This is a genomic window from Arthrobacter sp. I3 (assembly GCF_000520575.1).
Taxonomy (GTDB): Bacteria; Actinomycetota; Actinomycetes; order Actinomycetales; family Micrococcaceae; genus Arthrobacter; species Arthrobacter humicola_A.
In genome coordinates, this window is sequence record NZ_KI914914.1 from 30,659 (window position 1) to 41,154 (window position 10,496).

Sequence of the window (10,496 nt, forward strand, 5' to 3'; positions counted from 1 at the left end):
CCGGAAAGTTCCGGCGAGCCCGCAGGGTTCCGGCGAATTCGCGCGTAGGGAGGCTAACGCGTAGGGAGGCTAGGCCGTGGGGCCCGGTTCGTCGTCGGTGTCCGGGCCTTCTGCCGCGTCCTGGGAATGGGCGCGATCGTCGAAGGGTTCAGCCGTTGCATCACCTTCGGCGGGGGTCTCGCTGTGATGACGCTCGGGCGCCTGTGAGTCGTCGCTCATGTCCGCTCCTTAGCTGCTCCTGCGGTGGATTGCTGGCTATTTGAACATCTAGCTCCCGCAGCGAGAGGGCTGTCAAGGGCCCCTGGATCCTGGCGATTCAGGGCGTCCGGCCGCCGGGACGGCTGGAATCCCGTTTGACTTCCTTGCGGGGACGCAGGGCATAGTCGCGGGACCGCTTGCTGGAGAGCGCCAGAAGCAACAGGATGTCCAGGGTCAGGCCGGGGAGATTGGACTTCAGGGTGATGTCCGGGCCGCCGTAGAAAACATCGACGGCCTGGAAGCAGATGGCGGCCGTGCTCAGCGCCATGGCCACCGTCCGGGCCCAGTTTCGGCCGAGGAACACGAACCACGCCAGCAGGATCTCGGCCACGGCAAAGAGCAGGACAAGCACCGTTGCGGCGCTGACGGCCAATTCCGCCTGGGCCTCCGTGACCGCCGGGCCAGCCACGGGCTGCACCAGTGAGCCGACGTGCGCGTCCTTGAAGAGCACCAGGGACAGGGCCAGCAGCGCGGCCGCCGCCGCGCGGGCACCGACGAAGGCCGCCCCGACAATCGTGGTCGAAGGACGCCGGGTGCGGCCCTCGCCCGGGGCCGTGACGGACGCAAGCAAGCCCGCAGCGGTCGGCTCCGCGACGGTCTGCCTGAGATCGACGATCGGGAGATTGCCGTCGGTGGTGATGGTGTCACCCCCGCCGTTGCGCGCGTGATAGCCGGTGGAAAAATCACGGATCACCCTGAGCCCGGCCGCGGGATCGGCCCCGGTAATGGCGCCGACCACATGGTCGCGTTCGGCGTCGGTGTTCTCATCGATCTTGTGGGTGATCTGCAGGGTAAACAGGGACAGCCCGACGCTGCGGTCATACGTGCCGGCCGCCAACCAGTCGACGGCCAGCCCGCCCGGCAGCAGCCAGCCGGGCGGGCACCGCCAGAAGCGGACGTGGTGCCGTTTGCCCGGCGTGCCGTCGACTTCCTGCTGGTAGGCAAAATCCTGCTGGCGGCCGAACAGGAACAGCGGACTGACCGGGGCCTCGAGATAGCTGCGGCGCAGGAGGGTGGAGGAGACGATCCGCCGGCTGCTGGCCAGGGTCACGTCATCGGCCCTTGTCCAGCCAGCGGACCGCATCACGCCATGGATCTGCGGTTCCGATCCCAGCAGGGCTATGTTCACGGGATCACCCAGCAGCCCGTCGCTGGTGCGCGCCCGGCCGATGAAGTAGTCCGGAACGTAGAGCCGGGTCAGGATCCGGTGCAGACGGGGAAGCACCAGATAGGCGAGCAGGGCCCAGAAGATGAAGAGGAACCAGACCTGCGCCCAGCCCCATTCGAAGCTCAACTGCACCAGCAGCGCGGTCAGCCACACAGCCGCAACGCCGCCCACCACGAAGAACACGCTGTCCAGCACGGAGTACGGCACCGCTTCGGCGGGAGCTGTGACCTCAACCGCTGCCTTGGTCATGGCCGCCATACTACGCCCGCTATCGACGGAGGGCTGGCTCGAAAGATGAATCTTCTGGCCCCAAGGTGGAGCGCGGCCGGATGTGACCTGCCTGTGACAGCCGCCGTGGATAGGGTGACAGCATGGAACCACTACTGAAAGTTTTGCGGCATTGGGGCGCCCCCGCGGCGGCCGTTCTCTTCTTCACGCTGTGGTGCGTGGCCGAGGCCGGGCGGATGGGCGCCGGCCTCCACACCTGGGAGGGGACGTGGCCGCTGATCCTCATGACGGCAGCGATTGCCTGCGCCGCCTGGAAGCCCTACGCGTCGCTCGGATTCACGGCAGGGCTGCTCGCGGGCCAACTGGGGTACGCCATTCCCGCGATGCACGCCAACCACTGGGCCATTTACCTCGGGGCGTTCGTGTCCCTGGCTTTCATCCAATGGACGGCCCGGCGAAGGACACGCTTCATCGCGGCGGCCGCCAACGTGGTGTTCGCCGGCGCCATGACGTTCCTGATGCTGTCCTGGCGCTACGGTAACGGCGTCGGCTGGTTCCTTCCGCTGTACATGAGCGACCGGTGGACCTTTCAAGCCTACGGCTGGCAACTCTTTTCGCTGCTGCTGGTGATCGCGGCAGCCTGCGCCGCCGTCGGACTTCTGCTGGCGATGTACCAGGAACGCGGCAGCCTGTTCCAGGCCAGGACCATCGCCCAGACCAGCCTCAGGGAAGCCGAAGTGGACCTGATCGTGGAGCAGGAACGGACCCGGATCGGCCGGGACCTGCACGACGTCCTGGCCCACTCACTCGCCGTGATCGCGGCGCAGGCGGATGGCACCCGCTACCTGAGCAAGGACCAGCCGAGGGCAGTGCTAAACGCCCTGGAGAACATCGCGACGTCGGCCCGGAGCGCCCTGGTGGACGCGCAGCGCGTCATCGAGGGGGTGCGCGACGACGGCATGGTCACGCCCCAGCCCCGGCTCAGCGACGTCGGGCCCCTCGTGGCGCGCATGCAGGGCAGCCTCGAGATCGAACAAAGCGAGTCCGGCACGCCCGCCGAGCTCTCCGCCGGGCAGCAGCTCGCCGTATTCCGGATCATCCAGGAATGCCTGACCAACGCCCTGAAACACGGCGGCCGCGGCACCGCCGTGCGGCTGCACATGGACTGGAGCGGCCCGGGGCTGACCCTGCATGCCGCCTCCGGGATCCCGGACACCACCGGCAGGGACAGCCCGGACCCCGCCGCCGAAACGCGGGTGGGCCGCGGCCTCGCCGGGATGCGGGAACGCGCCCACCTCGCAGGAGGCTGGATGACGTCCGGCCCGGATGGCGAGCAGTACCGGGTGACCGTCTTTATCCCCTTCGGCACAAGGACGGCCGACGCCGACGCTGCCGCCGCCGGCGCGGAGCCGGACCTGGTTCCCGCGGGAAGCACTGCAGCGCGCCCGGGAATGCCGCTGGCCGAAGCCGGCGACCGTGGCTGATGCCGGGGCGGCCATTACCGTGGCGATCGTCGACGACCAGGCCCTGTTCCGGGCGGGAATCCGGATGCTGGTGGAGAGCCAACCCGACATGGCGATGGCCTGGGAAACCGGCGACGGCGCGCAGGCGGCGGCATTCGCCGTCGAACGGTGCCCCGACGTGATGCTCATGGACCTGCGCATGCCGGTCCTTGACGGCGTCGGCGCCACACGGCGGATCGTGCGGCAGGCGGAGGCCGCAGGCACCGGCGCGCCGAAGATCATCGCCCTGACCACGTTTAACCGGGACCAGGCGGTGGTTGACGCCGTGCACGCCGGGGCCAGCGGCTACCTGCTCAAGAGCGCCGAACCGGAGTTCCTGCTCGCCGCGATCCGGACGGTGTACTCCGGGTACTCCGTGATTGCGCCGGGATCAGTGCAGGATTTGTTCCAGCATGCTGCCCGGACCGTGCCGGCCGGGGGACCGGACCTGTCCGCGCTGGAGGTGCTGTCTGCCCGGGAACGGGACGTCTTCCTGCTCGCGGCCAAGGGACTGGCCAACGGTGAGATCGCCGGAAGCCTGTTCGTATCCGAAGCGACGGTCAAGACACACCTCAGGAGCGTGCTGGGCAAGCTGGGCCTCGGGACCCGGCTCCAGCTGGTGGCCTTCGCCTATGAACGCCGGCTGCTGGGCTGAAACCCGCTGCTGGGCTGAAACGCGGCTGGGCTGAAACCGGCGGCTGGGCTGAAACCCGGCTGGGCCCTCGGCTGAGACTCGCCGAGGGCCGCTGGTGCGGCGACTTGCGCCGCCGGATTCCTCACCGCCGTAGCGTCAGAAGCTCACCGTCTGGGTCAGGTATCCGTAGTACTGCCCCCCGATCGGGTGGATGGGATCGCCGCCAAAGCCGTAGTCATGGTGCCGCTTAGAGTACGACTTTGTCAGGTCCAGGTACTGCTCCATGACGTGCTCGGCTGAGCCCGTGCACGCCTTCTGGCTGATGCAGAGGGCCACGGACCCTGCCACGGCCGGGCTGGCGAAGCTGGTGCCGTTGCTTACGTTGTAGCCGCCGGGCCAGGTGGAGAGCATGCACACGCCGGGGCCGGAGACCGTGTGGGCCTTGTCGTCACTCGTGGTGGCGAAGTTGGAGAAGAACGCCGGCTGGTCATCCTTTTGCCCGTACTTCGAAAAGTCGTCGGGGCCGCAGATCGGGGCGGCATCCCCGCCGGACTTTCCGTCGAAATCGCCCATCGCGGTGGCGGTCAGTACTTGGTCGTACGTGGCCGGCACGGTGTTGGCGAAGTCCTCACCGGCGTTGCCGGCCGCGACGGCATAGGTGACACCGGCCCGGACCGAGCGGCAGATGGCGTAGTGCATTGGGTCCGTGCCCTTGCCGCAGTTGGGTGTGTCCGCCGCGCCGCCGGCGATGCTGATGTTGGCCACGGCGATGTCGTTGCTGTCGTCATGGTCCTTGCGCGTCGAGGTCACCCAGTCAATCGCGCAGATCAGGCTTTCCTCGGAGATCAGGCCGGCGTCGTCAACCACCCGGACAGACCAGAGCGGAGTGCCCGGGGCGGTCCCGATGACGCCCAGGCGGTTGTTCCGGGCGCCGATTACGCCCGCGACGAATGTTCCGTGCCCCAGGACGTCAACGGGGGTCACATCGACGGGCGAGCCGGACTGGCAGTCAACGCCGCCCTTGACGTTCAGGTCCGGGTGGGTCGCATCGATGCCGCTGTCGATCACGGCGACGTTGACGTTGATCCGGCTTGGCCCCCGGTCGAGGGCCTTCCGGACGTCTGAGCTGGTTCCGGCGATCCGCTTGCGCCAAAGCGGTGTCTCCTGGGTGGCCGCGGTTCCAAGATCCCGCGGTTGCTGGAAGGTCCGGCCCGCCGTGACGAAGTCAACGCTGGGATCGGCCTGGACGCGTTGCGCCTGGGCCGCCGTCAGGGTGGCAGAGTAGCCGTTCACAGCGTTGCGGTAGACCTTCGATGCCGTGAATCCGTAAGCGCTTTGCTGGGCGGCCGCCGCCGCTCCGGCGTCCACGACGCCGTCCTTGAGCACCACGATGTAGTTTTGCGCGGGGGCGGCCGCGTTCGAAGGAACCGCCGCCATCAGGCTGCCGCCCGCCACCAGGGCAAAGGCCGCCAGCGAGGCCAGCCCGCGCCCGAACCAATCTGTGTCTGGTCTGGGAAGGGAGCTGCGCCGGTGTCTGCGCGGGGTCCGCGCCACCGATGTTAGCTTCGGTTTTGAGGCCTTGCGGCTGGCTTGGCTGAACATCGTGGCCTCCCATTAAGCGAGTTCGCTAATTCGAGTGCCCCCCGCCCATATCTTAAGCCTCCGGCCGCGTCTTACACCCGGGCCCTTTGGAAAAACTTGTGCCTGGCCCGGCGGCCGGCTCAGACGAGGCTGTCTTCCTTTGCGCGTGCGGATGCGTTTTCCGGTGCCCGGCCGGCCGCGTGGGCCGACGCCGCCGCGTGGGCCGATGTCGCGGCGTGGGCCGCACCGCTGTGGTGGCCGAACGGGTTGAACCGGCTGAAACCCAGTTCGGCAAAGGCATACGCGGTCTCGGCGTGCTCGGACCGGTCGACTCCGGCGAGTTCGTCCTCGCGGCTGACCCGGAAACCCATCGTCTTGTGGATGGCGAGTCCGATCACCGCGGTCCCGAGGCCCGACACGGCCACCGTGATGAGGACGGCTACGGCCTGCGCGATGACCTGGTGGAGCCCGCCGCCGTAGAACAGCCCGCCGCCGGCACCGTCCACCGGGAGCGCAATGAAACCGAGGGCGAGCGTGCCGATCAGGCCGCCGCCGAGGTGGACGCCGACGACGTCGAGCGAGTCATCGAAGCCAAACTTGAATTTCAGGTCCACGAACACGGCGCAGGCGGCACCGGCCACGAAGCCAAGGCCCAGTGCGGCGAGCGGGCTGATGTTGGCGCACGACGGCGTGATCGCCACCAGGCCGGCGACGGCGCCGGACGCCGCGCCCAAGGAGGTGTGGTGGCCGTGGCGGACCTTCTCCGTCACCAGCCAGCTGATCATGGCTGCGGCAGGGGCGGCCAGGGTGTTCACCCAGATCAGGCCGGCCTGCTCCACTGTGGTGGCGGCGCCGGCGTTGAAGCCGAACCAGCCGAACCACAGGATGCCCGCGCCGAGCATAATGAAGGGGATGTTGTGGGGGCGGTGGCCGGGGTCCTTGCCGAAGCCGTGCCGGTTGCCCAGGATCAGGACCAGGACCAGCGCCGCCGTTCCGGACGCGATTTCCACTACGGTGCCGCCGGCGAAGTCGATGACCTGGCCGAAGACGGCACTTACGGCGCCGCCGGCACTCATGAGGCCTCCGCCCCAGACCATGAAGGCCAGGGGACAGTACACAAGGGTGATCCAGATGGGGACGAAGAGGGCCCAGGAGGTGAACTTCGCGCGGTCCGCGATGGCGCCGCTGATGAGGGCCACGGTGAGGATGGCAAAAGTGGCGCTGTAGCCGGCCTTGATCAGGTCCGGCGAGCCGATGAGGCTGCTCAGGCCGAAGCTCGCGAACGGGTTGCCGAACACGCCGAGGACACCTTGCCCGGTGCTCATCGAGTAGCCCCAGAGGACCCACACCACGCCGACGATCCCCACCGAGACGAAGCTCATCATCATCATGTTGAGCGAGGCCTTGGCCCGGGTCATCCCGCCGTAAAACAGGCCCAGGGCCGGGGTCATCAGCAGAACCATCGCTGCCGACACAATCATCCAGACGCTTCCAGCAGTGAGCTCCACCGGCGGGTCCCTTCTCGTCAGTCTTCCGTACCGGGACACGTCGCCGCCGGCCCCCCGATCCGGATTTAATCCTCGCGGAGCCATGTTTCCGGGAGTGAGGCGATAAGTTGCGGGCACGTTACGGGAATCGCGACGGCGTGAAGTTCGCGTGACCGGCATGTTTCAGGAATGTAAACGGGACCTCATGTGGCCGCCGGACGCATGCCGTTCTGCGGCGCCAGAGGGCCGGGACGGCGGACGGCGCGTCGCTGATCCTCTGCCGGCGCGCGTGGGCCACCGGCGCGACGAATTTTCGGTTACGACGTGTGGCCGGAGTGGACGCTGTTGCCGTTGCGGGGGGCCGATGCGTTGGTTATCCGGTAGCGGACCAGCATTCCGGCGCTGATGTGATCGTTGACGTGGCAGTGGAACAGCCACGTGCCGGGGTCGTCAGGGACCATGTCGGCCGTCACCATGGTCGCCGGGAGCAAGCTCACTACATCGGTGCGCATTCCCAGGGCCGTCACGGTGTTGCCGTGCCAGTGAGGGGTGTGCAGGTCCACCTCAGTGCCCATGCCCATAAGGTACCAGCGGACCCGTTCGCCCTTTTTCATGGTCATGGCGTCCAGTGGCAGGTTGCCGAAGACGTAGCCATTGACGGAGTGCATCAAGTTACTCTCCCCGAACTCTTCATTGCCCGGGTCCACCGAAGCCGGGTCCCCGGCGAACCTGGTGATGTTGCGTTGCAGGTATGGGCTGGCGTTCTCGTCGCTGACCTTGAACTGCACGAAAAATTCGCGGTCCACATCCTCCGGGGTGCCGTCCGTGCGCGCGGCGCTGGCCTTCGTTATGACCATGGGACCAACCAGGCCGGCGTAGTCATCGCCAACTTCATCCGTGTGCGAGTGGTACATCCACATTACGGAACTGCCGTCCATCGGGCCGGGGCCGGCACGGTCCGGAACTTTGTAGCTATAGGTGTAAACGGTCCCCGGGGCGACAGCGTCGTCCCGGTGATCTGCCGGGCTGGTCCCGTCGTTGTACGGGGCACCTTCGCTGCCCTTGTCATAGAAGACGCCGTGGGTATGCACGGAGACGGGGCGGTCCAGGTTGTTTTTGAAGACCACCTTGATCGTGTCTCCGACGACGGCGCGGATGACCGGCCCCAGCATGCCTAGATGCCGATCGGCAGCGGTCCGGGGCTTGAGCGTCCTGAATGAGGCATTGGTGTACTCCCGGTACAGGGACTTGATGTAGGTGCTGCCGATGCGTTGCGGTCCCTGCTGAGTGAAGACGGCGGCGGTTTCGTCGAACGGCTCACCCGTGATCTGGTCACTGCCGGTCGGCGCGTAGTTCCAGTCGACCTCATCCGCGCCGATGAAGTACGTGCGCGTCTGCGGCACGTAGTTCCCCTTGGCCGGCGCCGTCGCGGTGGCTGATCCGGAGATGATGATAATTGGGGCCAAGACCGCGACCATCCCCACAACCATGATGAGTACGATCCATCGCGGCCAGTAGAACGGTGCCATCCGGGCTTGCTGAGGCGTCATGGCGTGTTCGCCCATGATGCTGTCCCCTTTCAAATCCGGCCTACCGGATGACACGGCCTGACGGAACGGTAACAGGGGGATCTTTGACCAACCTTGGGTCTGCTTTCCAGAACCTGTGATTTAGAACGCCGGCCTGTCGAGCGGAATCTCAAGGCAGCGGCCGGAGGCGTTCCAGGAGCCCAGCGTGCCCAACTGACCGCTCAGCCGCTGCATCCGGGCGGCAATGCCGGGTGCCGATCCGCGGGCCAGTCGCGCCTGGAATCCGGCGATGATGGTCGGATGCAGCCGAAGCGTTCGGGGTGCGCCGGCGTCGGTGTCGAGCATGAACACGAAAGACTGGTCATTGCGCTCGACCGGGTCCACAGCGTAGTCGTCAATGAAGTCCCCGGTGCTGAAGATGATGGGACGGTTCCGGTGGATGCCGACGCCGCGAAATATGTGCGGCGAGTGGCCGAACACGACGTCGGCCCCGGCCTCGATGAGGTCCCGGGCAAGGTCCTGGTGCCCGGCCGGGACGTCGTAGCCCCAGTTGCCGCCCCAATGGGCTGACACGATGAGGACCTGGACGCGGGCCTTGGTCCTGGCGACCAGTTCCAAGAGTCCGTCCCGCCGTGCCCGGCGGCGCCGGCCGCCGTCGGTAACGGGAACGTCGGTCACGGAAACGGCATCAACGGAAACATCCTCCACCGGGACGTAGTAGACCCCGGGAGCCGCGGTGCCCGCCTCCCAGCCGGGCTCGTTGTCCGTGAAGGCAATGAATCCGACGGCGACGGCGCCCACGCGCCACACGGCCGGGCGGCGGGCGGACTCCAGGTCGGGGCCGGCCCCGGCATGGAGGATGCCGCAGCCGTCCAGCGCCGGCAGCATCTCCCCGAACGCGTCCTGGCCGAAATCCAGGACGTGGTTGTTGGCGAGCGAGACGACGTCGATCCCGGCCGCGAGGAGGCTGGCCACGTTCTTCGGGTCCGAGCGGAAGTGGAAGATCTTTCCGGGTTCGGGCTCGCCGCCGGCTGCCAGGACACACTCGAGGTTGGCGACGCGGACATCGGCCTGCTCCAGGACCGCCAGCGTGTCGCCCCACGGATAGGCGGGCCTGGCCGCTGCCAGGTGCCGGTTCACCAGCCGGCCCAGCATGACGTCTCCCAGCAGCGCGATCAGCATGGCCTGCCTGCCTGCCTGCCTGCCTGCCTGTCTGTCAGGTCAGGGCCGGGGCTAGCTTTGGTAGCCTTCGACCTCGCTGACCGGCCGCACTTCCGCCTCGTCAGGATTCTCGCCATAGTCTTTTTTCGCGCGCCGCTGGCGGAGCAGGTCCCAGCACTGATCCAGCTGTTCTTCCACCTGCTGCAGCCGGAGGATGTCCGGGCTTCCGGTCCCGCCAGACTGGGTTGAGCCTTCGCGGAGGCCGTGTTCCTCCTCCACGAGGTCCTTGATGCGCTCCAGGATGTCTTGGTTGTCCACGGTGTCCTCTTTTCGTCCGACGGCGGCGGGCCGCCTTCTCTTCGCAGGGTCCACTTCCAGCAGGTCCCCTTCCAGCCTACGGAGGGGAGGGTGCGGTGAACAGGGGCGCCCGGGCCCTGCGCCGGACGGCGCTGTCTGGCGTCTGCGGCCTAGCCAAGGAGTTCGTCCGGGTAGCACCAGCGCCAGTCCTCGCCCGGCTCGGCGCTGCGCATGACGGGGTGGCCGCTGAGCTGGAAGTGTTTGTACGCGTGGGTTCCCGGCGAGGAATCGCAGCAGGCCACGTTGCCGCACTGCAGGCACATCCGCAGATGCACCGTCGTCGTCCCCTCCCGTTCGCACGCCTCACAGAAGGGACCAGACGGGACGGTGAGATCCGGGGCGGACTCAAGATGCGGACAAACGCCGCGGGGCCGGGCGATTCCCTCGCCGCCGCTGCCGTCCGCGTCCGGTTCTTCCAGTGCGGCGTCCAGCATGGACTCTTCGACGTCGAGGCGGTCAAGGACGTTGACCAGGACCTCGTGCGCGTATCCGCCGCCGCGCCGCAGCTCGAGGACCTTGGTGCGCTCGGCGTCCAGCATCGCCAGCCGGAGTTGGGCGTACCGCTGGCTGGGGGTGGCGGCTTCGGCGGCC

General features: G+C 67.5%; 10 protein-coding genes. 2 read left to right on the forward strand and 8 right to left on the reverse strand.

The features are described from left to right. Positions 1–69: 69 nt before the first annotated feature. Both Y706_RS29555 and Y706_RS0107450 read right to left on the reverse strand, forming a co-directional pair. On the reverse strand, positions 70–219 hold the full coding sequence (locus Y706_RS29555) for a hypothetical protein (protein WP_164468554.1): 150 nt from the start codon (positions 217–219) through the stop codon (positions 70–72). Positions 220–316: 97 nt separating this feature from the next. After that, entirely contained in the window at positions 317–1,684 is a 1,368-nt protein-coding gene (locus tag Y706_RS0107450) for an LssY C-terminal domain-containing protein (protein WP_084475969.1), read from the reverse strand. 113 nt (positions 1,685–1,797) lie between these two features. On the opposite strand from Y706_RS0107450, the gene Y706_RS0107455 reads away from it, so the two are divergent. Continuing rightward, the gene (locus Y706_RS0107455) at positions 1,798–3,138 is read left to right on the forward strand and encodes a sensor histidine kinase (RefSeq protein WP_253906712.1); all 1,341 of its coding nucleotides are present in this window, start codon (positions 1,798–1,800) and stop codon (positions 3,136–3,138) included. Continuing rightward, positions 3,131–3,811 carry a response regulator gene (locus Y706_RS0107460; protein ID WP_028276106.1) on the forward strand — a complete coding sequence of 227 codons (681 nt, stop codon included), beginning with the start codon at positions 3,131–3,133 and terminating at the stop codon, positions 3,809–3,811. Before Y706_RS0107455 ends, Y706_RS0107460 begins: the two co-directional genes overlap by 8 nt. A 135-nt stretch (positions 3,812–3,946) precedes the next feature. On the opposite strand, the gene Y706_RS0107465 is transcribed toward Y706_RS0107460, so the two are convergent. From Y706_RS0107465 to Y706_RS24140, 6 genes are all read right to left on the reverse strand, one after another. Then, positions 3,947–5,392: a S8 family peptidase gene (locus tag Y706_RS0107465; RefSeq protein WP_253906713.1), complete on the reverse strand. Its 1,446-nt coding sequence runs from the start codon at positions 5,390–5,392 to the stop codon at positions 3,947–3,949. Positions 5,393–5,511: 119 nt separating this feature from the next. After that, positions 5,512–6,879 (reverse strand): ammonium transporter, encoded by a 1,368-nt coding sequence (locus tag Y706_RS0107470; protein ID WP_052355028.1) that lies wholly within the window; start codon positions 6,877–6,879, stop codon positions 5,512–5,514. A gap of 296 nt (positions 6,880–7,175) precedes the next feature. After that, the gene (locus Y706_RS24135; protein ID WP_216699114.1) at positions 7,176–8,324 is read right to left on the reverse strand and encodes a multicopper oxidase domain-containing protein; all 1,149 of its coding nucleotides are present in this window, start codon (positions 8,322–8,324) and stop codon (positions 7,176–7,178) included. Between the two features lie 204 nt (positions 8,325–8,528). Then, positions 8,529–9,569 carry a CapA family protein gene (locus Y706_RS0107480; protein WP_028276109.1) on the reverse strand — a complete coding sequence of 347 codons (1,041 nt, stop codon included), beginning with the start codon at positions 9,567–9,569 and terminating at the stop codon, positions 8,529–8,531. Between the two features lie 51 nt (positions 9,570–9,620). Then, the gene (locus Y706_RS0107485) at positions 9,621–9,866 is read right to left on the reverse strand and encodes a DUF2630 family protein (RefSeq protein ID WP_028276110.1); all 246 of its coding nucleotides are present in this window, start codon (positions 9,864–9,866) and stop codon (positions 9,621–9,623) included. Positions 9,867–10,015: 149 nt separating this feature from the next. Then, the coding region (locus tag Y706_RS24140; RefSeq protein ID WP_043435303.1) for a UBP-type zinc finger domain-containing protein at positions 10,016–10,496 on the reverse strand (481 nt) is incomplete at its 5' end.

Excerpts from the sequence above, each read along its gene's own strand:
- Y706_RS29555 (WP_164468554.1), bottom strand. The coding sequence starts at position 219 with ATGAGCGACGACTCACAGGCGCCCGAGCGTCATCACAGCGAGACCCCC.
- Y706_RS0107450 (WP_084475969.1), bottom strand. The coding sequence starts at position 1,684 with ATGGCGGCCATGACCAAGGCAGCGGTTGAGGTCACAGCTCCCGCCGAA.
- Y706_RS0107455 (WP_253906712.1), top strand. The coding sequence starts at position 1,798 with ATGGAACCACTACTGAAAGTTTTGCGGCATTGGGGCGCCCCCGCGGCG.
- Y706_RS0107465 (WP_253906713.1), bottom strand. The coding sequence starts at position 5,392 with ATGTTCAGCCAAGCCAGCCGCAAGGCCTCAAAACCGAAGCTAACATCG.
- Y706_RS0107480 (WP_028276109.1), bottom strand. The coding sequence starts at position 9,569 with ATGCTGATCGCGCTGCTGGGAGACGTCATGCTGGGCCGGCTGGTGAAC.